Annotated in this window: 17 protein-coding genes and 1 pseudogene; 11 read left to right on the top strand and 7 right to left on the bottom strand. The window is 46.4% G+C overall.

Going from position 1 to position 24,606, the window contains the following annotated elements; all coding sequences use genetic code 11:
• Window positions 1–227: 227 nt before the first annotated feature.
• A complete protein-coding gene (locus AC59JT_RS19955) occupies window positions 228–671 on the bottom strand; it encodes a hypothetical protein (RefSeq protein WP_497402468.1) in 444 nt (147 codons plus the stop codon).
• Window positions 672–911: 240 nt separating this feature from the next.
• On the opposite strand from AC59JT_RS19955, the gene AC59JT_RS19950 reads away from it, so the two are divergent.
• The gene (locus tag AC59JT_RS19950) at window positions 912–1,631 is read left to right on the top strand and encodes a 3-keto-disaccharide hydrolase (RefSeq protein ID WP_497402466.1); all 720 of its coding nucleotides are present in this window, start codon (window positions 912–914) and stop codon (window positions 1,629–1,631) included.
• A gap of 563 nt (window positions 1,632–2,194) precedes the next feature.
• Here the strand turns inward: AC59JT_RS19950 and AC59JT_RS19945 are convergent.
• The 3 genes and pseudogenes from AC59JT_RS19945 to AC59JT_RS19935 form a co-directional block, all read right to left on the bottom strand.
• Window positions 2,195–3,238: pseudogene (locus AC59JT_RS19945) on the bottom strand (arylsulfatase B); the annotation flags it as partial.
• A gap of 219 nt (window positions 3,239–3,457) precedes the next feature.
• Window positions 3,458–4,048 carry a magnetosome magnetite crystal formation protein family gene (locus tag AC59JT_RS19940; RefSeq protein WP_497402464.1) on the bottom strand — a complete coding sequence of 197 codons (591 nt, stop codon included), beginning with the start codon at window positions 4,046–4,048 and terminating at the stop codon, window positions 3,458–3,460.
• A gap of 90 nt (window positions 4,049–4,138) precedes the next feature.
• Entirely contained in the window at window positions 4,139–4,492 is a 354-nt protein-coding gene (locus AC59JT_RS19935) for a DUF1801 domain-containing protein (protein ID WP_497402462.1), read from the bottom strand.
• 101 nt (window positions 4,493–4,593) lie between these two features.
• Between AC59JT_RS19935 and AC59JT_RS19930 the strand changes: the two genes are divergently transcribed.
• From AC59JT_RS19930 to AC59JT_RS19905, 6 genes are all read left to right on the top strand, one after another.
• Window positions 4,594–4,971: a hypothetical protein gene (locus AC59JT_RS19930; protein ID WP_497402460.1), complete on the top strand. Its 378-nt coding sequence runs from the start codon at window positions 4,594–4,596 to the stop codon at window positions 4,969–4,971.
• A 128-nt stretch (window positions 4,972–5,099) separates the two neighbouring features.
• Window positions 5,100–9,461, top strand: a complete 4,362-nt coding sequence (locus tag AC59JT_RS19925) for a CusA/CzcA family heavy metal efflux RND transporter (RefSeq protein WP_497402458.1) — start codon at window positions 5,100–5,102, stop codon at window positions 9,459–9,461.
• Window positions 9,462–9,474: 13 nt separating this feature from the next.
• Window positions 9,475–10,611, top strand: a complete 1,137-nt coding sequence (locus AC59JT_RS19920; RefSeq protein WP_497402456.1) for an efflux RND transporter periplasmic adaptor subunit — start codon at window positions 9,475–9,477, stop codon at window positions 10,609–10,611.
• Window positions 10,612–11,336: 725 nt separating this feature from the next.
• Window positions 11,337–14,414, top strand: a complete 3,078-nt coding sequence (locus tag AC59JT_RS19915) for a SusC/RagA family TonB-linked outer membrane protein (RefSeq protein ID WP_497402454.1) — start codon at window positions 11,337–11,339, stop codon at window positions 14,412–14,414.
• A gap of 52 nt (window positions 14,415–14,466) precedes the next feature.
• The gene (locus tag AC59JT_RS19910) at window positions 14,467–15,981 is read left to right on the top strand and encodes a RagB/SusD family nutrient uptake outer membrane protein (RefSeq protein ID WP_497402451.1); all 1,515 of its coding nucleotides are present in this window, start codon (window positions 14,467–14,469) and stop codon (window positions 15,979–15,981) included.
• Between the two features lie 130 nt (window positions 15,982–16,111).
• On the top strand, window positions 16,112–16,828 hold the full coding sequence (locus AC59JT_RS19905; protein ID WP_497402449.1) for a DoxX family protein: 717 nt from the start codon (window positions 16,112–16,114) through the stop codon (window positions 16,826–16,828).
• 63 nt (window positions 16,829–16,891) lie between these two features.
• Here the strand turns inward: AC59JT_RS19905 and AC59JT_RS19900 are convergent, their stop codons facing one another.
• The 3 genes from AC59JT_RS19900 to AC59JT_RS19890 are packed head-to-tail and all read right to left on the bottom strand — an operon-like array spanning window position 16,892 to window position 19,489.
• Window positions 16,892–17,836, bottom strand: coding sequence for a 2-dehydro-3-deoxygalactonokinase (locus AC59JT_RS19900; protein ID WP_497402447.1), 945 nt, complete (start codon window positions 17,834–17,836; stop codon window positions 16,892–16,894).
• Window positions 17,837–17,838: 2 nt separating this feature from the next.
• Window positions 17,839–18,462: a bifunctional 4-hydroxy-2-oxoglutarate aldolase/2-dehydro-3-deoxy-phosphogluconate aldolase gene (locus tag AC59JT_RS19895; protein WP_497402444.1), complete on the bottom strand. Its 624-nt coding sequence runs from the start codon at window positions 18,460–18,462 to the stop codon at window positions 17,839–17,841.
• A gap of 16 nt (window positions 18,463–18,478) precedes the next feature.
• Window positions 18,479–19,489 carry an SMP-30/gluconolactonase/LRE family protein gene (locus AC59JT_RS19890; protein ID WP_497402442.1) on the bottom strand — a complete coding sequence of 337 codons (1,011 nt, stop codon included), beginning with the start codon at window positions 19,487–19,489 and terminating at the stop codon, window positions 18,479–18,481.
• A 181-nt stretch (window positions 19,490–19,670) separates the two neighbouring features.
• Here AC59JT_RS19890 and AC59JT_RS19885 point away from each other — a divergent pair, with 181 nt between their 5' ends.
• The 4 genes from AC59JT_RS19885 (at window position 19,671) to AC59JT_RS19870 (ending at window position 24,424) form a co-directional block, all read left to right on the top strand.
• Window positions 19,671–20,549: a DUF808 domain-containing protein gene (locus tag AC59JT_RS19885; protein ID WP_497402440.1), complete on the top strand. Its 879-nt coding sequence runs from the start codon at window positions 19,671–19,673 to the stop codon at window positions 20,547–20,549.
• A 110-nt stretch (window positions 20,550–20,659) separates the two neighbouring features.
• Window positions 20,660–22,303 (top strand): arylsulfatase, encoded by a 1,644-nt coding sequence (locus AC59JT_RS19880; protein WP_497402438.1) that lies wholly within the window; start codon window positions 20,660–20,662, stop codon window positions 22,301–22,303.
• Between the two features lie 307 nt (window positions 22,304–22,610).
• Complete coding sequence (locus tag AC59JT_RS19875) at window positions 22,611–23,204, top strand: RNA polymerase sigma factor (RefSeq protein ID WP_497402436.1); 594 nt, start codon at window positions 22,611–22,613, stop codon at window positions 23,202–23,204.
• Window positions 23,205–23,269: 65 nt separating this feature from the next.
• Window positions 23,270–24,424: a FecR family protein gene (locus tag AC59JT_RS19870; protein WP_497402434.1), complete on the top strand. Its 1,155-nt coding sequence runs from the start codon at window positions 23,270–23,272 to the stop codon at window positions 24,422–24,424.
• Window positions 24,425–24,606 lie beyond the last annotated feature (182 nt).

The following is a 24,606-nucleotide window of genomic DNA, read 5'->3' as shown; positions in this document are numbered from 1 at the left end:
AAATATCAAGTCCCCGGCAGGCAATTGCAGGGGACTTTTTTATGCGACCAATTGAGGCGCAGTGTAGCGCTGTATGCGTAGCACGCTACACTGCTACACCAGGTGTAGCGCAGCTACAGCACTTATTATCAGGTGTTTGGCTTTTTTGGTGGCGGTGTTTTGTCAGTAATAGTTCCCGGGCCGCTTTGGGTAGTTCTTTTTAATCAAAACATGGGAGGTGATGATGATCAGGATTTCAGCACTTCATCAAACACATAAGCCTTCATATAATATATTTTTAAAATAACCGGCAAAGCAGCAACAGACATCATCAATACCGGCGTAAAATCTTTTGCAAAAAAACCAATCACCAAAGCCAATAATATTACGAAAACGGGCGTACCAATAGGTGTTAAATAAACCAGTCTTATGGTTGTCTCTTCTCCTTTTGCCTCCAATTCAAACCTGCCTTCCCCTATCCTGGTATGATAGTCGGACCGGGATCTTTTTTTTTCGCTAAATTCGTCATCTTCAAAAACCACGTATCCCGCACCGCGGCTTTTAACGCGGTAGTAATTTTTCTGCAAATAGCTGTCTGCCTTCTTCTGCAGCCTGTCAGCATCAAAAGCCACTTGTCTTTTTATGGTCAATTGCAGATCAAGGCTGATAGGCGTTATTTTAATAAACCGCATCCGGATGTTTTACCGGTACAATCCGGGCGGTTAATATTAGCTTTTATCAAACTATTTACGAAATCGAAATAGCGGCGCTAACAGCATCGCCAAGGCCATAATGTGGCTTAAAAGTGGTTTAAAGGCGGTTTTGTCGGCAATATTTTATTTTTAATATGGTTTTAATCTTTTTATTATTGTCATAGTCTTAGCTGTAATGCACGGCTACAATTAAAACCTCCATTTGGAAAATATTTTATTATGAAAGCACCCTTTATTAAAGCAATAGCCTTAGTGGGCATATTGGTATGCGCTTTAACAATTAACGCGCAAAAAAAGAATGATTATGTTTCGCTGTTTAACGGCAAAAACGGCCAGGGCTGGCATTTGGCCAATGGCAAACCTTTCCCAAACAAAGGCTGGGTAGTTAAAGACGGTTTGCTAACCATCCAGGCGTCTGAAGGTAAAGAGTCTGCCGCGTTTGGTGATATTGTAACTGACAAAGAATACAGCGCGTTTGATTTGGTATTCGATTTCAGATTAACTCCCGGTGCTAACAGCGGTGTTAAATATTTTGTAACGCTTGATGAGAAAACTACCGGATCGGCCATTGGCTTAGAGTTCCAGGTGTTAGATGATGAGCTTCACCCTGATGCTAAATTAGGTAAAGACGGTAACCGTACCTTGTCATCATTGTATGACCTGATCAAAGGACAAAAACCGGCATCGGCTATCAGACCTATCGGTCAGTGGAATACCGGCCGCGTGATCGTTTATCCTAACAACCACGTTGAGCATTATTTAAATGGTGTTAAAGTGTTGGAGTATGAGCGTGGTTCGGCAGCTTTCCGTACTTTGGTTGCGGGTAGTAAATATGCCAAATGGCCAAACTTCGGCGAAGCTAAACAAGGTCATATCCTGTTGCAGGATCATGGCAACGAGGTTAGCTACAAAAACATCAAGATCAAAGAGTTGAAATAATTCCAACCAGCCATAATGTAAAAAGCCCTTCGCGTAATGCTGAAGGGCTTTTTTTGTTTATGTTTTATAAAACCACCACGTCATGGCGAACGAGGTACGAGTGTGGCCATCCCCGCCATGCTCAGCACGCAGACCTGCAAATCGGGGATGGCCACGCTACGCTCGCCATGACGCGATGGTGAAACTTGGTTCTATTCCGTTATCACCCAATCCTTAGGCGCTTTAAATCCTTCACGGCCTTCGCCAAATGGCTTTACCGAGTTTTCGGGCTTTATGGCATCAAATGGTGCTACGGCTTTCAGCATTTGCTGATATACGGCATCATTACCTGCTTTTACGTTGTTCTTTTCTGTCGGATCATTAACAATATCAAACAGCTGGTCTTCGGTAGCCTTCATCCCGTTATTGCCCGAGTTGGCTTTTACCAGCTTCCATTTGCCGTTGATAAGGCTGCCGTAGCCAAGGTACAGCTGGCGGTCTATCTCCTCTGTTTCCTGTTTAAATAAAGGCGACAGGTCTACACCGTCAAAGGGTTTATGCTGCACGTTTTTTACACCGGTAATGCCTAACAGGGTTGGCACAATATCAACATAACCCATTAACTGGTTGCTTTGGCTGCCGCCTTTTAATACGGCCGGCCATCTAACCACGGCGGTCGAGCGTACACCGCCCTCCCACTCCAGGAATTTATTGCCACGCAATTCGCCGCTGCTGCTGCCACCTTTGGGGGCCGCACCGTTATCGCTCAAAAACAACACAATCGTGTTATCCTCAATATGCAGTTGCTTTAATTGAGCCAGTATACGGCCCACGTTTCTATCTAAACAGGTAACCATTGCCGAATAAGTTTGCCTTGGGGTATTGCCTTTGCCGTCTTCGCTGCCAACATCGCCGTCAATAGCTTCGCCTTTGGCAAACTTGGGCTTGTTTTTATCATAGCCATAAGCCAACAGGTCTTCCTCTTTAGCCTGTAGTGGCCCGTGCGGAGCATTGAAGGCTACATACATAAAAAACGGCGAGCCACCTTTACTGTAGTTGCTGATACATTTTACGGCTTCATCGCCAATCAAATCGGTACTGTAGCCTTTGTCAAACGATGTTTCCCAGTCGTTATGCCAGTCCAACTCGCCTTCGCGTTTATGGTTGAAGTAATTGATCGCTCCGTTATAATGGCCATAAAAATGGGTAAAGCCACGGTTTAGCGGCAAATAAGCTTTTTTATTATGGCCCAGATGCCATTTACCCAGCATAGCACGATTTTGATAGCCGGCTTCTTTTAAATATTCGGGTAAAAACTTTTCGCCCAGGTCAACACCAAAACTGCTCCAGGGTGGTACTACCGTCGCCCTCAAGCCAAAACGGTTAGGGTATCTGCCGGTTATCAGGCCCGAGCGCGTTGGCGAGCAAATAGGCGCGGTGTAAAAGCGGTTTAAAACTACACCATCGCGGGCAAAGCCATCAAGGTGGGGTGTTTTGATCTCGCTGCCATGGAAACCCACGTCGCCCCAGCCCAGGTCATCAGCCAAAATAATGATGATATTAGGCTTTTTTGCTTGCGCGAAAACCTGTTCGCCGGCTAAGCAAACTACCACCAGAGTAGTTAGCATTTTAAGGAAAGATACTTTCATAAGGTTGTATAATTGATGGATGCCACGCGGGCATATTTTAACCTAAGATAGTGATCTTAAATGGCTCATAACAGATCGATCGTTAGCTTTTTTATCTCAAAAATGCCAAGCCTGTTATGCTGAACTCCGCCGAAGCATGCGGGCGAAGGCCTTTACCCTCATGCTTCGACGGAGATCAGCATGACACCCTATCGCAGGTTATCTCAAAAACGGGATGGCCGGTTGATAAATTACCTTTTTACCTTTATAAGCCCGGTAGCTGTTTATAACGATAAATAAAAACATGATCACATGAAAGCCGATAGACGCGTAGCTGATCATCATAATTTCGCGAAAGCCTAATGATAAACCTAAACGCAGGTCATACAACAATGCCGCCGAGAAGATCGCCTGCGGCAGGTAAAATAGGATGCACCAGGTTATTTGGAAACTGATCAATCGTTTACCCATCTGGTTCAAATATTTGATCTTATCCTTCTTTAAAAACCACAGCGCAAGTGGCACAATAATGCCCAATATCGGGAAAACAAAAAACGCCAGCGCCGATAAGTTAAACAGCGCTAAAAAGTTAGTATCTTCCTGTTCGGTCCAGTCTATCAATTCATCGGGCGTAACATTTAGGGCGTTGGCCAGGCGTTGTAAGGTATCGCCGCGGGGTTCGGTTTCTCCGCTTTCAATTCGTTGTACGGTGCGCAGGTTTATTTGCGCTGCATCCGCCAGTTGCTCCTGGCTAAAGCCTTTACGGGTACGTAATTCTTTAATTTTTTTGGCTAGGTCTGTATTCTTCATTTTTGTTGATTTTGTTGCCGGCAAATGTATAGCAGGCTACAATTTTATGCTTACGACATGTTTACGGCATATTTACGGCACGCGTGTCATTTACCTATAAATGCCGTTAATACGCCCCAGGTAACAGTCTAGTTTTTCCATGATCAGATCGATGGGCAGGTCGGCATTGGGGTCTATACGGAAGGATTCATATTGGTCTTTCGGCTTTACGCCTTCTATCTGCGGCAGCAAACTTTTATCAATGCAAAAGCCTAGCATTAGTTTTTTGCCGTTGAGCCACAGGTAGCCCAGTTTTTTGTTTTTGTAGCTGAAGAATGGGATCTGGAATTTACGCTCATGCACGATGTCCGCATCGGCCGCCAAAATAATATCGCGCAGGGCCAGCAGGCAGCTTTGGTAAGGTTCGGGCTTTGAGGCGTAATAGCCTTCCAGTTTGGGTATCATACAAGCTAAGTTAAATACTAATGCGGTAACAATTCAAACATAATAACCACATTGTGTATGTATTACTTGCAAAGCCCGGCAGATAAACTATTTTTGCGTTAGTGAAAAAGGCATTCATCTATATTATGTTTATGCTGATAGTGACTGACAACACCGTGTTGGACCAGTTGCTTAAGCTGCCTGTACTGTTTCAGCATTATACGGAACACAAGGAGCAAAACAGCAGCGTAAGCCTGATGAAATTCATAGCCATGCACTACTGGGGCGATGACGATAATGACAAGGACAACGATCGCGACGCCGAACTGCCCTTTAAAAAGTTTGACGCGCATCCATCGCACCTGTTATTTTACCCTTTGGTAAAAATTGTTGCCTGTAAACCCACTGCACGGTTATTTGTTAAACCTTCGTCAAACTATTCTTACAAAGCCCATATCAATCCGGCTTTGGCTGCGCCCTTCAGGCCGCCATGCGCTTAAAATTGCATTTTATTTCTATTAATTACCGGTAAGCCCCACGCTGATAAGTCGCGGTGTTTGTTTGCTTTTTTGGAGTTTTCGCTTTAAAGCTGCCCGGTATAATTCCGCAATTTTTTACAGCAATAATCATGTTGAATAAGATCATTCAATTTTCAGTTAAAAACAAACTGGTAATTGGCCTATTGATGGCAATATGGGTTGTGTACGGCATTTTTGAAGTAAGCCGCCTGCCCATTGATGCCGTGCCTGATATAACCAATAACCAGGTACAAATTATAACCACCGCCCCTGCCCTTGGCGCGCAGGATGTTGAGCGGCTGATAACTTTCCCCATTGAACAGGCTATGAGTAACATACCCGGCCTGATAACCAGCCGCAGCTTATCGCGCTTCGGCCTGTCAACCATTAGTGTGGTATTTGATGATGATGCCGATGTTTACTGGGCCCGTCAGCAGGTTACCGAGCGCCTGCAACAGGTAGATATCCCAGACAATGCCAACCGGCCCGAACTGGCACCCGTTACCACCGGCCTTGGCGATATATATCAATACGTCTTACGCACTCAACCCGGCTACGAAAACAAATACTCGCTGGCCGATCTGCGTACCACGCAGGACTGGATAGTGCGCCGCGAGCTTTTAGGTACAAAAGGTGTGGCCGATGTATCGACCTTCGGTGGCGAACTAAAGCAATATGAGGTGGCCGTTAACCCCACCCAGCTTAAGGCCATGAATATTACCATTACCGATGTTTTTAACGCCCTGCACAGTAACAACCAAAACACCGGCGGGGCTTATATTGAAAAAGGCCCAACGGTGCTGTACATCCGCAGCGAGGGTTTGGCCGGCACCGTTGATGATATTGAGAACATAGTGGTGAAAACCACGGCTGCCGGCACACCGGTGCTGGTGCGCCATATTGCCAACGTAGGCATTGGTTCGGCTACCCGTTACGGCGCTTTAACTTATAACCATACCGGCGAGGTTACCGGCGGCATTGTAATGATGCTAAAGGGTGAGAACTCATCAGAGGTGATTAAAAATGTTAAAAGCCGCGTGGCGGAAATACAAAAGATCCTCCCCAAGGGTCTCATCATCGAACCTTTCCTGGATCGTACCAAAATGGTGAATAACGCCATCAGCACGGTGGAAAGCAATTTGCTGGAGGGTGCCCTCATTGTGGTACTGGTGCTGGTGCTTTTCCTGGGCAATTTGCGCGCGGGGCTGATAGTGGCTTCGGTTATCCCGCTATCTATGCTGTTTGCCATTATTATGATGAACACCTTTGGCGTAAGCGGCAACCTGATGAGTTTGGGCGCTTTGGATTTTGGTTTGATAGTGGATGGGGCCGTTATAATTGTGGAAGCTATTTTGCATCACATTCACTTCTCTAAAAAATACGCTAATGTTAACAGCATTTCGCAGGATGAGATGAATGCCGAGGTATCGGGTTCCGCCTCGCGAATGATGAACGCGGCTGTTTTCGGGCAGATTATTATTCTGATCGTTTACCTGCCTATTCTGTCGCTGCAGGGTATCGAGGGTAAAATGTTTAAACCTATGGCACAAACGGTGGCCTTCGCCATTTTGGGCGCGTTTATCCTGTCGCTTACCTATGTGCCTATGGTGAGCTCCATGTTTATCAGCAAAAAAATTAGCCATACGCCAAACCTGGCCGACAGGGTAATGATGAAGTTAGAAAACTGGTACCACCGCTGGTTAACCCGGGCGCTGCACTTCCGTAAAATGGTAGTTGGCGCCGCAATAGGTTTATTCGCTGTCGCGATAGTTTTGTTTGGCACCATGGGCGGCGAGTTTATCCCCCAATTGGAAGAAGGCGACTTTGCTGTAGAAACCCGTTTGCTGGTAGGCACCAATCTTAGCACTACCATCCATACTATACAACAGTTATCCAAAGTTTTGAAGGACAAGTATCCCGAAGTAGAAAAAATAGTATCGCGTATAGGCAGTGCCGAGATCCCTACCGACCCGATGCCCATTGAGGGCGGCGATATGATCATTGTATTGAAAGACAAAAAACAATGGACCAGCGCCGAAAGTTTCCAGGAGCTGGCCTCCAAAATGTCGGCAACGGTTAATGATGCCCTGCCGGGAGTGAGTATGAGCTTCCAGTTTCCGGTGCAGATGCGCTTTAATGAGCTGATGACCGGCGCCAAGCAGGATGTGGTTTGCAAAATTTATGGCGAGGACCTGAATACCCTGTCGCGTTACGCGGAACAAATTGGCAGCATCAGCAAAACGGTGGATGGTACGGCCGACTGGTACGTAGAAAAAGTTACCGGTATGCCGCAAATAGTGATCAAATATAACCGCGCCGAGGTAGCCAAATTCGGACTGAACATTGACGAGATAAACCGCACCGTAAATGCCGCTTTTGCCGGTGCCGCCGCGGGCCAGATCTACGAAGGCGAAAAACGCTTTGACCTGGTGGTACGTGTGGGTAATGAGGGTCGCAAAAATCTGTCGGACGTACAAAACCTGATGATATCAACCCTAACCGGCAACCAGATCCCCCTTTCGCAAATTGCCTCGGTTGACGAGGTGGAAGGCCCTAACCAGATCCAGCGTGAGGACGCCAAGCGCCGTATTACCGTTGGCTTTAACGTGCGCGGTAGGGATGTACAGTCCATAGTGGAAGAGCTGCAGCGAAAGGTGGATGCTAAGGTAAAAATGGCTGCGGGTTATTCTATTACTTATGGCGGCGCTTTTGAGAACTTACAGCAGGCAAAAAAACGTTTAACCATTGCGGTGCCTGTAGCTTTGTTGCTGATTTTTGTGATGCTGTATTTTGCGTTCAATTCGGTTAAAGAAGGGGCGTTGATCTATACAGCTATTCCGCTCTCGGCCATTGGGGGGGTGTTTGCGTTAATGTTAAGGGGGATGCCTTTTAGTATTTCGGCCGGGGTGGGTTTCATAGCCCTGTTTGGTGTAGCGGTGCTCAATGGCATTGTATTGATATCCGAATTTAACCGTATTAAAAAAGAAGGCATCATAACCGATACCCTGCAACTGGTAATGCAAGGCACACGCAACCGCCTGCGCCCGGTACTGATGACGGCTGCGGTAGCATCATTAGGCTTTTTACCCATGGCCCTGAGCAATGGCGCGGGCGCCGAAGTACAGCGCCCCCTGGCCACCGTAGTGATAGGCGGGTTAATAACGGCTACTTTATTAACCCTGTTTGTACTACCGGCCCTGTATTTACTATTTGAAGGTAAGCGCATTAAAACACCCAAAGTGGCGGTGACACTTTTGGTACTTTGCCTGCCCGGAATCCGCGCGGCTAAAGCACAGGAGCCGCAGCCCGTGAGTTTAAACCACGCCATCAGCATCGCGTTAAGCAAAAACCTGCAGGTCCGCGAGGCCCAACTGACTGAGGAAGCCGGAAAACTTTTACAAAAAACCGGTTTTGATGTTGCAAAAACACAGCTAACTGCCGAATACGGGCAGGTGAACAGTGTTTTGAATGATACGCGGATAGGCATTAGCCAGTCCATAAACTTCCCTACGGTTTACAGTAATCAGAAAAAGAGCCTGCGCGAGAATTACCTGGGCGCGCAAGCCCAAAGCGCGGCCACCAGTCTGGATATAAAAACCGAAGTGCGCCGCCTGTTTTATGAGGTAGTATTACTTAACGAGAAGAAAAAGTTATTGCAATACGCCGATAGTATTTACAGCTTGTTCGGCCAGCGGGCAGAGCTACGCTTTAAGGTTGGCGAGAGCAATATCCTCGAAAAGACAACCGCGCAACTCCATCGCCAGCAAATAGCCAACCAGCTAAACATGTTGAACAGCGATATTGCTATGAGCCTTAAACAGTTTAATTTTTTATTGCAGGATAGCGTGCAGCATCTGCCTGTTACTGATACTGTGCAATTGCCTGCGGGTAACCTGATAAGCGGGCCAGCCAGCACCGAGGGCCTGCCCCAGGTTAAAGCCCTGCAACACCAGGCCGAAGCCGCCCGCTACAACTGGCAAACCGAAAAGGCCCGTTTACTGCCCGACCTACTAGTGGGTTACAATAACCAGAGTATAGCCGGTAATCAGAATATTAACGGCCAGGATACTTACTTTAATACCAGTCGCAGGTTTAATTATGTGAATGTGGGCGTGGGGATTCCCTTGTTTTTTGGGGCGCAATCGGCCAGGGCATCGGCGGCTAAGGTGCAGTGGCAGCAGGCGCAGCAGCGTACGCAGTATCTGCTTAGCCAAACACGTACCGAGCTGCAAAATCAGCAGCAGCAGGTGGTTAAATATCAAACCGGCCTGAATTATTACAGAACGCAGGGCCTGCCCAATGCCAGCCAGATCGTCACCACCGCAGATAAACAATTCGTTGGTGGCGAGATCAATTACCTGCAATGGGTGATCGTGGTCGACCAGGCCATCAGCATCCGTAACGAATACCTGGAAGCGCTAGGCAATTACAACCACGCCATCATCCAATTACAAAAATTAAACAACCAATAACATATCACAGCATATGAAAAAATATAGCATCGTACTCTTGGCAGCGGCATTGCTGGCTGCCTGTACCGGCAAAAAACAGGCAGAAGAGGTAAAAGAAGAAGCCCCTGCCGATACCACCACCGTCAGTTTAACCCCTACACAACTTAAAAACGCGGGTATTGAAATTGGCAACCCAACTACTGGGAAATTAAACGGCGTACTAAAACTGCAAGGCACTATTGATGTACCGCCGCAAAGCACCATCAGTGTAAGCTTCCCATTAGGTGGTTACCTAAAACGCACCGACCTGCTGCCCGGCATGCACATTAACCGCGGACAGGTATTAGGGGTTTTAGAAGATATCCAGTTTATCCAGATCCAGCAGGATTACCTATCGGCCAAAGAACGGTTCAGCTTTTTAGAGACTGAATACAAACGCCAGCAGGAATTAAACGCCAGCAAAGCCAGCAGCGATAAAGTGTTGCAACAGGCCCGCACCGAAATGGAGACTCAGCGCATAGCCATGCGTGCTCTGGCCCAAAAGCTGGAACTGATAGGCATCAATCCGCTACGCTTAGATGCTAACAGTATTTCTAAAAGCGTAAACATTTATTCGCCTCTTGATGGCTTTGTGTCTAAGGTGAATGTGAATATTGGCAAGTATACCTCTCCAACAGATGTATTGTTTGAGCTGGTGAACCCGAAGGATATTCACCTGGGCTTGAATGTGTTTGAGAAAGATGTAGCGAAGCTGAAGATCGGCCAGAAAGTGATCGCTTTTACGAACGATCAGCCTGATAAAAAATACGAAGCCGAAATCATCCTCATCAGCAAAAACCTGAATGAGGACCGCATTGCCGATGTGCATTGCCACTTTGAAAAATTGGAACCCAACTTACTGCCGGGGATGTTTATGAATGCCGAAGTGGAAGTTGACAACGCTACAGGCCTAACCGTTGCCGAAGATGCCGTAGTGCGCTGGCAGGACAAGTATTACGTTTTTGCAAGCGCGGGGAATAATACTTTTAAAATGCTGCCGGTTACAACAGGCATTGCTAACGGCGGTATGCAGCAAATTGATGGCGCAGGTGTTAGCGCAGATACAAAGCTGGTGCTTAAAAATGCTTATGCTTTGTTGATGAAGTTGAAGAATAGCGCAGAGGAGGAATAAAAAATATGTCATTGCGAGCGTAGCGAAGCAATCGCACGGAGAAAGGTCGCTCACTTAGCAGCGTGCGATTGCTTCGTTCCTCGCAATGACATTAAATATGTAAGTTCTCCCGTTGGTCGAAATGACATGTTTAAGAAAGTATTGTAATTTTTTTCTTGTTCCAACACCCATCTCCACAACGACCTAAATCCTGATAATCAATAATTTATCACGAAAAAATTAAACTATTGCGCAATATTGTTCATAAGTTTTGCGCAAAAAAAATTCCGTTACGCAAAACATTTCGTAACTTATTTGTTATTAAGCCGAACCAGTATAATGAAGCCGACGGTCGCCTTTCGCTGACACGCTCTACCAATCTTCATTAACATCAATTTAAAAATAGGTATCCTAATAAGCCTATACTGCACTTCTGTTTTCCATGGAAGGCAACAGCTATTGATCAAATTTTTTGATTAACCAACACGCCAATTTTTTGCACTATTAATTATATAAAAACCATTAACCGATTTTATTATTCACGAAAAACACGAGAACCAATTATTTAAAAAGGACTAAGTAACCCATCCATCACCATGAAAAAAAATAATATCGTAAAGGTACCGGGCCTTGTATTGCCCATACTTTTCGGGGCCGAACCGCCTTAGCAGCCACTCGCTCCAATCACAATCACAAACAATTCTGAAGAAGAAATTCTACAACACAAAACATGAAACTAAAGAATTATGAAGAAACATTTTATTTATTCGATGATGTTACTCCTGCTGCTGTCCCTGCAATCGATGGCGCAGAGTACAATTACCGGTAAGGTTACTGATGCCAAGGACGGCTCGGGCCTGCCCGGTGTAAGTGTAATGATCAAAGGCACCCAAACCGCAACACAAACCGATGTTAACGGCGGTTTCAGCATACAGGCGCCTGATGCCAATGCTATACTGGTATTTACATTTGTCGGCTACGCCACACAAGAAGTTAGCGCCGCCGGTAAAACTACGCTGGATGTTAAACTGGGCGCCGATATTAAAGCCCTTGACGAGGTCGTAGTTATCGGTTACGGTACGGCCCGAAAGTCAGACTTAACGGGAGCTATAAGCAGCGTAAAGTCTGACCGCTTGAACGACCGCCCCGTGCCAAACGTATCGCAGGCCCTGCAAGGTAAAGCCGCCGGTGTTGACGTTAGCGTTAACAGTAACGCGCCGGGTGCACCTGCCAAGGTACGTATCAGGGGTATTGGTTCCATCTCCTCGCGTACCGATCCTACTTATGTAGTTGACGGTGTAATTGGTGTGGATATCAATACCATTAATCCTAATGATATTGCCTCTATAGAAGTACAGAAAGACGCGACCTCTACCGCTATTTACGGTGTGCGTGGCGCCAACGGTGTTATCATTGTTACCACCAAACGCGGTCGCAGCGACGGTACAACCGCCATCGGCTACGAAGCCAACTTTAACGTTAGCGAAAACTATCGCCACATGCCTACCTTAAACGCCCGCCAGTTTATTGACGTGTACAACCAGGCATTTGCCAACGGCGCTAAGTTTGACCCTACCAACCAGGTACAAGTACCACCTAAGGCTTTAAACTATGCCAACTACCCGCAATTGTTTGATACCAATAACCAGCCGCTGTATGATACCAACTGGGAGAAAGAAACCTGGAAACCGGCCTTCTCGCAAAACCACCAGTTAAACATACAGGGCGGTAACGAAAAATCGCAATACAGCTTATCGCTGGGTTATCTTAACCAAAAAGGTTTGGCGCCAACATCGGCCTTTAAACGCTATTCGGTTAAAATGACCATGGATAACAACCTTAAAAAATGGCTACGTGTAGGTGGTAACATCAACGTGGTATCAAGCCGTCAGCGTATGGTTACTGATGGTAACGGAGGTTTGAACGTTCCGCGTTCGGTTATTGAATCGGTGCCTATCATTCCTATCCGCTACGCTAATGGCACCTATGCAGGTAGCTTTGATATTGCCGGCCAGGAAGGTATCCCTAACCCTATCCACATCGCTAATGATCGTTATACCATCAACAACACGGCGCAGGCTTTGGGTAACATCTACCTAAACTTTAAAATTACCGATGAGTTAGAGTTTAAAACAGATTTCAGTGCATCATTAAACAACCGTAAAAATAACTTTTACGCGGGCCAAACACTGCAGCACTTATCTGCCGACCAGGGTGGTATTGCCAATATTAACGCTTACGCGGATACTTACTGGCAATCTGAAAACTACCTGACCTGGAATAAAACCATCGACAAAAACAACAGGTTTACGGCTTTATTAGGTTTCTCATTGAGCAAACAGCTTAACGAGCGTGTACGGGCCGAAACGCAAAACTTTATTTCAGACTTTTTTAACTATACCAACCTCAACGCGGGCTCGCTGCGTAGCGCTTCAGAATCTGACAATCAGTCAAACCAGCTAAATTCTGTTTTCGGTCGTTTCTCGTATACCCTGGCGGAGAAATATTTGTTCACCGCTACCGGTCGTTATGATGGTTCATCGCGCTTCGGTGTCAAAAATAAATTCGCGTTCTTCCCGTCTGCAGGCTTCGGTTGGAGAATATCACAAGAGGAATTCCTGAAAGATAACGCCACCATCTCCAACTTAAAATTAAGAGTGAGCGCGGGTGTTACCGGTAACCAGGAGTTTGCCAACTACCGTTCGCTGGCACAATACGTAACCGGGCAAACCCCGCAAAACGGCGCGGCAGTAATAAGCCTTCGCCCGGGCTATCTGGGTAACCCCGATCTGAAATGGGAGAAAACCACCCAGTATGACGCGGGTATTGAGTTAGGTTTATTTGGCGACAGGATCAACATGGACCTGGATTATTACAACCGTACCACCAACGACCTGTTGTTACAAACACCAATCCCATGGTCGGCCGGTTTAGTAACCGCCAACGTTTACCAAAACGTGGGTTCGGTGCGCAACCAGGGTGTGGAGTTAACGTTGAATACCACCAATATCAAGTCGGATAACTTCCAGTGGAATACCACCTTCCTTGTTACGGCCAATCAAAACAAAGTTTTAAAATTGAATAATGGCAATGCCGATATTTTCCCGGGCCCTAACTTCTTAGGTCAAAACTACATATTGCGTGTTGGCTACCCTATCGGCTCGTTCTACGGCCAAACCCGTTTGGGTACCTATGGCGATAGCCCTTCAGAAACGGCCCTGGCAGCATCACGTGGCTTTAAACCAGGTGACCGTAAATATTTGTACACTAACGGAGCTCCTGACCTGAGCATTATTGGCCAGGCTTACCCAAAATGGACCGGTAACTTTAACAGTACCATGAAGTTTAAAAACTGGGATTTTGCCTTCGATATCCGTTTTGTACAAGGTGTAAACACCGCGGCTAACTTTAAACACGCGGCCGAAGACAGGCAAACCATCGCCAACAGTTTGGCAACCGTTTTACAAGCATGGACTCCAAGCAATCAAAACACCATGATATCACAGGTGCGTAACTACAAATACGCGCAGGACTCGAAATTTGATACCTGGTGGGTTGAGGATGGATCGTTTGTACGTGGCCAGAACTTTATTTTGGGTTACACCTTTGAAGACAAATTTGTTAAAAAACTAAACATGACCCGCCTGCGTGTTTACGCCGGTGTACAAAACCTTTTCATCATAACCAAATACACCGGTTACGATCCGGAGGTTGATACCTACAACAGCGGTTTTGGTAGTAACGACAATTTATCACAAGGCTTAGACTTCTACTCGGTACCTCGCCCACGCGTATGGAACCTGGGTGTACAGGTTGGTTTTTAATTCATTTAAACATCAACCCAAAAAGAAGTTTTAAAACATTAATTGTATTAACATGAAAACATTAAAAAGTATATTAATTATAGCCTGCGTACTGGTTTCAAGCTCGTGCAAGAAGTTTTTGGAAGAAAAGCCAACAACCTTTTTAGGCCCGGGATCTGACCTTAACAGCGCCAAGGTGGCACGCGCGCTTACCAACGGCGCCTATCAAAATTTACAGGGTTTAATTACCGGTCAGCCGGCATCATACGGCGGTAACACCTATAACTTAATGGAGTTTATGACCGGTAAAGCCAATACCGATCTGGGCCAAACCGGCTTTGTAAACTTCCAGAATTTAAGTTACAACGCAACATCGTTTTACTTTGATACCTGGTGGCAACAGCTTTACCAGGGTATTGGTGGCGCTAACCTGGCTATCGAAAAATTGCCGACCATTGTGGCGCCTGGTTTTACCGACGCGCAAAAAGCAAACATGATAGCCGAAGCGCGTACCCTGCGTGCCCTGTACTATTTTTACCTGGTGCGTATGTATGGCGCGGTGCCGAAAGTAACTAAGGTAGCTACCGATATTCCGTCGTTACAGGTGGCGCGTAGCCCGGCTAAACAGATCTATGATGAAGTAATTATTCCGGATCTGTTAGAGGCTGAAAAATCAACCCTGCCATGGAAAGATGCTACCGGCCTGGTTAACATGGCGGCGGTAAAATCAATACTGGCAGACGTTTATTTAACTTATGCCGGTGCAGCCATAAACGGCGGAGCGCCTGCCTATGCCGAATCGGCAAAACGTTCGTTAGATGTGGTTACCAACGGTGGTTACACCTTATTTCCTCAGTACACCGACATGATAAACGTCGCCAACAAAAATCGCGGCGAATTTATCTTCCAGGTACAGTACGCGGCAGCTATCCCATCTACCAACCCGCTTACCCCGCTAATGGTTCCTAACTTCTCCAAAACATCAAAGTATGCCGATGAGTATGGATCAGTATGGCCAACAGCACAGTTCCTGGCATCGTTCCCTGCGGGTGATAAACGTCGCGCTGAAAAACAGTTTTTTTACAGCAGCGATACCAACCCAACTGATAACAGTACAGTGACGTTTACCCATCCTTACATTTATAAGTTTTATGATGCTAACGCGATAAAGGTAACTACACGTTCTGATCTGAACTTTACCCTGTATCGTTTGGCTGACGTAATGCTGATGTATGCCGAAGCACAAAACCGGGCAGACGGCGCGCCGAATGCTACTGCCAGGGGTTATGTAGAGCAAATACGCGCCCGCGCCAGCCTTGCTGTACCACTACCGGCTTTAAGCCAAACCGCCTTTGAGCAGGAAGTATGGACCCAGCGTTACCTGGAACTATGCTTTGAAAATAAAATGTGGTTTGACATGATCCGTACCCGCAAAGTGCGTAATGATGCAACAGGTTTGTTTGAGGACTTTGTTGGCCATAAAACCGTATTCAACGCCACCTTTGCTGAAAAGAACCTGCTATTCCCTGTACCTAAACAGGAAATTGACGTAAACCCGAAACTGTTACCTAACAATCCGGGCTTCTAAATGCTTAGTTAAATGAATGAAAAAGCGGACCTGATCAGTCCGCTTTTTTTATGCTTTTAAATTTGATGCAAGAAATATTTGGATGAAACTTAAACTTATTTAACTTTGCACTTCAAAGTACTTTTTACAAATGAATATCTCTACAAAACTAGATCAGCTGCACGCCGAAGTAAGAAGCAACAAATGGATGCGTTACTTTACCACCTTTACACGCCTGGCGCTGGCAGCAGGTTTCTTTGGTGCAGGCTACGTAAAAATTATAGGCGAACGTTTTACCGATCTGCATAATAACCAACCCATGGGGCATTACCTGGAGGCGCTGCATCACACCGGCTTTTATTATCCGTTTATTGGCTATGCACAGGTGCTGGCGGCTGTTTTATTGTTGATACCGCGCACGGTAGTGTTGGGCGTATTTATTTACCTGCCCATCATCTTTAACATTTTTATGCTATCGTGGGCGGTACGGTTCGAAGGTTCGGCGCTTACCTCTCCGCTGATGGTTATTGCCTGCGTGTATCTGCTGTGTTGGAATTATGAAAAGATCAAATACCTATTTCCGTTTAACCATCCACCTGCAATGCCCGCAGTTGCCAAAAGCAACAAATTCCCAATCTGGTTTTTCGCCCTGGTGTTTACCACATTTGTTGGCGTAGGTTTCACCGTAACACACTTGTACAACCTTATCCCCCGCAACACCCTAAAAGACTGCGAACCCCAATGCCTCGACGCCGAAAACCCCGAAGCCTGCAAAGTTTTCTGCGAGAAGGTGCATAACAACGGGCAAGATTTGGATAAAAGTTTGGAGGAATATGAGCGGGCGGTGGAGAAAGCGAAGCGGAAGTAAAACGCCCCTCCCGCGTCATTGCGGGAACGAAGCAATGACGTGGTGGTAGATTAGGGTTAAATATCACACCCTCCCCAACATCACCCCCTGCCCTTTCACCAAAGCCTCATCCGCATCAATCTCCTGCGAAACACTTAAACCCAAAGCCTCACAAGCCAAAGCATACAGCGGTGTATGTATTGCTCCGCCAACTAAAACAATTTCTGTTTGCGAGTTAATGTCTTTCAATTCCGCACCTATTAGCAAACCGCTTAAATAAAAATAGTTTTGTTGTGGAGGCATTTGCTGAAGCACCTGGTTAGTGCGCACCATAAAACCGGCGTGCAACAGGTTGGTAGTTTGCCCTGCTTTAAGGCCGTTTATAAAGCTTTCACGGTTTGGCGGGGCCGATAGGTCGCCTCCTGCCGTTACCGATGCAGCCAGTATACTACGTGTACTCAGCAGGTCGAAAAACTCGCCGGTCATGTAAGTTTGAAAACCGGTAACCTGGTCGCCTTTAATATAAATATGCTTGGGATGCGTGCCGGGTAACAATAGCAAACGTTCCTGAGTAGTTGCCGGCAATGAAGCCGCGCATCCTACTATCTTGGTTTCTTCGCCGCGCATAACATCATCTTCAGTACATGCGCCTGATATAATGATAAGCGGGTTATCTCCATCCTTAATTGTGTTCACCTCCAGATCGCTGCCGTCTATATTAAAAGGCAGTTGCTTATAAGGAAGTTCCATCAAACCAATGGTTGACGATGCCATGCCGGATAACATTACCGGGATACCTTTTAAAGACTCACTGGTTTTAGCACTTAACCTTGCAATGCTTTGTTTGATCACGGCCGTATATAAACCTGTCCGTTCATCAGCTACGCTGCCTTGCTCCTGCCATTGGCGGTAAGTGGCGGCTATGCCCTGGTCGTGTTTATCTTCGGCAATAACTTGCAGCGTACCGGCTTTAATCAGCCGCAGGCGAAATGATGTGGTGCCCCAGTCGCAGCTTAAAAACTTGTCCATGCTTATTGCTGAAGGGCTGCAACAAATGCCCGGCCTTTTTCTGTCAATTGGGCCAGGTATTCAGGTGTAATGGCCTCGCGGGTATTTACCAGCGCGCTGCCAATGCCAAAACCTACGGCGCCGGCCTTTTTAAATTCGCCAATGTTTTGCGGGGTAATGCCGCCGGTAGGCAGCAATGGGATATGTTGCAAAGGTGCCCGCAGATCTTTAATATATCCCGGCCCGCTGGCAGGAAATACTTTTATAATATCGCCGCCCATGCGGTGCGCGTTGTATACTTCGGTAGCCGTGTAAGCGCCGGGAATGCTTATCACACCCAGTTCCTTAGCCGCTTTAATAACTTCCTCGCTTACTATGGGCGATAGCACAAATTTGGCACCGGCTTCTACGGCATCACGTGCGCCTTTGGCATCAAGCACGGTGCCCGCGCCTATGATCATGCGGTCGCCAAGGGCATCGGCTACCTCGCGGATCACGCGCAGCGGCTCGTCGGAATTCATGGTAATTTCCAGTATTTTTATGCCGCCTTCGTTCAATGCTTTGGCTATGTGCACTACAGCGGCCGGGTCGGCACCGCGCACGATTGCTACGATCTGGTGTTGTAATATTTGTTGTAGTGTAGACATGCTTTTATATATCAGTTTAGCGCAAATTCACCTTTAATACATGGTGATTGGCTGTAATGAACAGTGTTTTATAATCGGGTGTGAAAGCGCAGTTGGAGGTGTTGGTGTTCACCTTTATCCTGCCAATGGCTTTGCCTTTGCTATTAAATATCCACAAACCACCCGGGCCTGCCGCAAATATATTGCCTTTATTATCGATCTTAAAACCATCCGGACCACGGGGCTCTTTTTTATAAGCCTCCATAATATCTAAAAACTTACGGCCATTGCTTAAGGTGCCATCCGGTTTCACATCATAAATATACCAGTAAGGTTTATTCCCGTCAGAATTAGCTACCAGTAATTGCTTCCCACCGGGGAAAAAAGCAAGGCCATTAGGGCGCGGAATGGTATCAACCAATAAAGTAACCTTGCCGTTTTTGGCTATGCGGTACACGCCCTGGTAAGGCAGCTGTTTGGCCGGGTCGTCCATGTTTTTTTCGAGGCCGTAAGGTGGGTCGGTAAAGTAAATGTCGCCTTTGGGGCTTATTACAATATCATTAGGGCTGTTAAACTTTTTGCCATTGTAATTATTGGTCAGGGTGATAAACTTAGGCTCAGGCTTGCCAACCGGGGCATCCATTAAAGCCACGCGCCTGTCGCCATGCTGGCAAAGTAGCAGCTGGCCTTTTTCGTTCAGCGTTAAACCGTTAGAGCCTATTTCGCCGCCGCGTTTCACGGCTTGCGTATAGCCTGATGGTGTTAGGTACTTTTGTTTGCCTCCGGCCGGGGTCCATTTGTAAATGGTATTGCCAAATACGTCTGATACCAAAAGCATTTTCTGGCTCTCCACCCAAACCGGGCCTTCTACCCAGCTAAAGCCATCCATGATCACTTCAACTTTGGCATCCTTTTTAATTACAGCATCCAGCGCAGGACTATAACGTTCAATGCTTGATACCGGGTTTTGAGCGTGCAGGGCGCTGGTAAGAAAAAGTGCGCCAAGCACCGGCAACAGTGCCACCTTTAGCTTGTGGATATTCATCATGGCTTAGTATTTGGTTTACAACGGCCTGAATATAAAACTAAAAAGCCGAAATGTGCTTTTGTGACGAGATTTTTATGGTTTCGCAAACTAGTGCCCTATCGCGCGGAAGCGTAAAAAACCAAAACAGCCGGGCAATATTGCTGTTTAGTTGGTATCTTTCCACCATACGATCTACATTAAAATGGCATCAGGTATTTTCGCAGTTTTAGATGACATCGCCTCGTTAATGGACGATGTGGCCGTAACCACCAAAATAGCATCGCAAAAAACAGCCGGCATACTGGGCGACGACCTGGCCGTTAACGCCGAAAAAGCTACGGGCTTCCTATCCTCGCGCGAGTTGCCGGTGCTGTGGGCCATTACCAAGGGTTCGCTTATTAACAAGTTGATTATTGTGCCTGTTGCGCTGCTGCTAAGCGCCTTTTTACCCGCGGCCATTAAAATTATTTTGGTTTTAGGCGGATGTTACCTGGCCTATGAAGGAGTTGAAAAGATCATCGAGTTCCTTTTTCACCGCGATAAAAAGGCCCATGAGGTAATTAAGGAAAACACCAAGAACGACCAGGACGCCGAAAAAACCAAAGTTAAAGGCGCCATAGCTACCGACTTTATCCTATCTATAGAAATTGTAATTATAGCCTTAGGCAGCGTAGCCGATGAAACCCTTACCGTACAAATAGCAACCGTTGCCGCCGTGGCGCTGTTAGCCACCATAGGTGTTTATGGCATAGTAGCGTTGATAGTACGCATGGATGATGCGGGCTTTAAACTAATGACGTTGGCTAAAAACAAAGGTATAATAGCAGCATTAGGTGGCTTGTTGGTAAAAATGCTGCCGATAGTGATCCGGGTATTAAGCGTTGTAGGCACGGCCGCGCTGGTATTGGTTTCGGGTGGGATATTTGTGCATAATATTGAATACCTGCACCACGTATTGCCTGATGTACCATCTATGCTGCGCGAGATAGCGGCGGGCTTTATTGTGGGGCTTGTGGCTGTTGCGGTTATGGCTGTAGTTAAAAAACTGTTTGCGCCTAAAAAAAGCACGGCAGGGCATTAGTCAAATTGTCTCAAATTTTTGATGAGGGCGTAGACGAAATGTCTCAATCCGCTGCGCGGCATTATAAAGCGGGTTACAATTAGCATACTGTTTACTACCTTAGTATTGTTATGAGAAAAACCATTTTAGGCGCGCTTACCCTTTGCACGTTAACCATACCAACTTTAACCACATTTGCCCAAAAAACGGCAGCTAAAAAGCCAAACGTTATTATAATACTGGCGGATGATATGGGCTTTTCGGACATTGGCTGCTACGGCGGCGAAATACCGACACCAAATATTGATATGCTGGCCAAAGGCGGCGTTAGGCTTACGCAGTTTTATAATAACAGTCGCTGTTGCCCTACGCGTGCTTCGTTACTAACGGGCCTTTTCCCGCACCAGGCCGGTATTGGCGACATGGCCGAAGACCCGGAACGCGTTGACGCGCACGACGAAGGTGTACCCGGCTATCGTGGCTTTTTAACGCCAAACACTGTAACCATTGCCGAAGTAATGCAAACCGCCGGCTACCACACTTACATGTCGGGCAAATGGCACGTGGGCATGCACGGGCAAGAGAAATGGCCGCTGCAACGTGGCTTTGAGCGTTATTATGGTATACTTTGCGGCGCTTCAAGTTACTTTCACCCATTTGCGCCACGTGGCATAACTACCGATAACCAGCCGATGCAATTTGATTTCCCGGCAGGATATTATACTACTGATGCCTTTGGCGACAATGCCGTTAAATATATTGCCGAGCAAAAAGACAGCAAGCCATTTTTTATGTACCTGGCCTTTAACGCGCCGCACTGGCCGCTACAGGCCCGCGAAGCGGACATTAAATTAATGGGCGATAAATACTTAAAAAAAGGTTGGGACTCTATACGCTATGAGCGTGTTAAGCGCCAGGTAGCCATGGGCCTAACGAAACCTGACTGGGCTCCTGCTGAACGCGAAATGCGCCCATGGGCACAGCTTACCGAAGAGCAGCAAAAAAACGTAGCCTACCGTATGGCCGTGTACGCCGCCATGGTTTACCGCATGGATTTAAACATAGGCAAAGTGATAACCAAGCTTAAACAACAAAAAAAGCTGGACAATACGCTGATCATGTTCATGTCTGACAATGGCGCTTGTGCCGAACCTTACCAGGAACTGGGCGGCGGACAAATGGCTGCTATTAATGATGGTGAGAAATATGGCGCCATATCCTACGGTTTAGGCTGGGCCAACGTATCAAACACGCCGTTTAAAAAGTACAAGAACCAAACTTACGAGGGCGGTATATCTGCACCGCTGGTGGCTTACTGGCCGGCTATGATTAAAAAAGATGTGGGCAAATTTAACACCACGCCTTATCATATTATTGATTTGATGGCGACTGTTGCCGATGCAGGTGGTGCCAAATATCCCACAACTTATAAAGGCAGACAAATTACGCCAACCGAGGGCATAAGCATGATACCTGCCCTTACCACCGGTAAAGGCAAAACCCACGAGTATCTGTATTGGGAACACGAAGGCCACTGCGCTATCACTTACAAAAACTGGAAGTTGACCAAACCGGCCATAGGTCGCGATTGGGAGTTGTATGAGCTGGAACACGACCGCAGCGAGAAACATAACGTTGCCGCGCAGCATGCGGATATTGTTGCCAGTTTGGGTAAAAAATGGCTGGAATGGGCCGATAGCCACCAGGTGTTCCCTAAAGGACCAAAGTTTAAAGACAATGTGGCCAACCACCCTAATAAATATGCGGATGATTAATTAGTCATCTTCCTAAATACAGAAAGCCTTCAGTGATATCACTGAAGGCTTTTTTGTTGGTTATATTTTTCGTTCGGGGCAGGCTGCCAGCAGTTCGGTAAAATAGTATCAGCAATGTAAAATAATGTAGCAGCGCTTCACTTTTTCAATGGTTTATATTTGGATTATGCGTTTTGCTGATACGCTTCGACCAACCAGGCAATACGTGTAAGGCAGCAATTGTTTACCAGGCAATTGCACTTATCATACAACCAACACAGCTTCGCAGGCTGCTTTAAATACAATACTTTTTTACTAATTAATTTAAATGGAAACCGGCGCCGACGCTAATATCGTTTTATTTCTGCAGCAGCTTAAAAAAGGGAATGAAGAAGCCTTCAACACCCTGTATAAGCTGCACAGTAAAATGCTGTTGAGCAATATCAGGCAACTGGTAAAAGATAACGAGGTAGCCAAAGAACTATTACAAGACCTTTATTTAAAAGTTTGGGAACGCCGCGAAGAGATAGATGTTAACCGCTCGTTCAAATCCTTCCTGTTCATCATGGCCCGTAATATGGTTTATGATTATTTCCGCAAGGTTTCGTTAGATAGAAAAGCAAAGCACAAACTTTTGACCAGCGCCTTCGAATTTTACACCCACATTGAAGAAATGCTGAGCTACAAAGAAAGCAGCCAGCTACTGCAGGCCGCGGTTAACACCCTGCCCCACCAATGCCGCGAAGTTTATACCCTGAACAAACTGGAAGGTAAAAGCCACCAGGAAATAAGTGCCCAGTTGGATGTTTCGCTATCTACAGTAAACAATCACATTGTAAAAGCCAACCGCAAAATAAGGAGCATGCTGGTAAATTATAAGGCGGTTACTATACTCATCAGTTTCTCCCTCCTGATTTTTTAATATTTATTTCAAATTAAGTAGTTGTTAATTTTTTGCCAAGCGTATTTACTATAAATACACATGGCATGGATAACATCAACCGCCTTTTTGAAAAGTATAAAAACAACCAATGCAGTCCTGAAGAAATTGAGGAACTGCTGGCCTATTTTAAAGATACCCGCAACGCCGATGAGCTAAAGGCGCATATTGACGAAGCGCTCGCGCAGCAAGCGCAGCATGATGCTTCCCTACAGGATGACCTGGACGAGGTTTATCAAAATATCCAAAGCCATATTTATAGCGAAGCTGAACCAACAACACGCAGAGCCTCATGGCCTAAATGGATCGCTGCGGCATCCGTTGTTTTATGTGTATTAGCGGGTGGCTACTACCTAAGCAATAAACCTGAACCTCAACAAAACATCGCGCTAGCAAAACCAGACCTGTTACCGGGCCGCGACAAAGCTATACTAACCATTGCGGGCGGTAAGCAAATTGATATAACCGGTGCCGATAGAGGCCGGGTTGCTACCCAGGGCAGCATTGTCATTAACAAAACTGACGACGGCCAGCTGATCTACAATGGAGAGCTTGAAGCAAACGACAGCAAATTGGTATATAATACTTTGACTACCCCGCGGGGCGGACAGTACCCACTTACTCTGTCAGACGGTACTAAGGTTTGGCTGGATGCCGCTTCATCTATAACTTTCCCGGTTGAGTTTATTGGTAATGAGCGCGCGGTGAGCATTACCGGGCAGGCTTATTTTGAGGTAGCCCATAACGCGGCCAAACCTTTCCGTGTTACGGCTGACGGGCAAACTGTTGAAGTACTGGGTACCCATTTTAATATTAACGCTTACACGGATGAAGCAGCTATAAAAACCACTTTACTTGAAGGCAGCGTGCGTGTAAGCCGCAACGGCCGCATAGCGATGTTGAAGCCTGGACAGCAATCGGTAATTGACGATATCAATATGGATGTAAATACAGTTGATGTTGACGAAGCCGTAGCCTGGCATAAGGGCCTGTTCAAGTTTAAGGATGCTAACATACAAACCGTGATGAAGCAGCTATCGCGCTGGTATGATGTGGATATTAGTTATGAAGGCAAAATTACCAGTCGCCGTTTCTCGGGCGAGATCTACCGCAATGTTAATGCTTCAAAAATTGCCGAGATACTAGCTTACAAAAACATACACTTCCGCATAGAAGGCAAAAAAATCATCGTATTACCTTAAAAGATAAAAGCTATTTATTAACCCTTAACCCTCAAATTGAATCATGCAAAAACAACTACGACGACCAAGCTGAGTGCTTAGCGGGTACCAAATAAAAAACCGCAGACGTGGGTCGAAACACATCTGCGGAAAATATCTGGGTTACCCTTCCCGACAAGTATCGGGATAAAACAATTGGTGAA

Source organism: Mucilaginibacter sp. A3364 (assembly GCF_059690715.1).
This window is presented reverse-complemented; position numbering and strand designations above follow the sequence as displayed.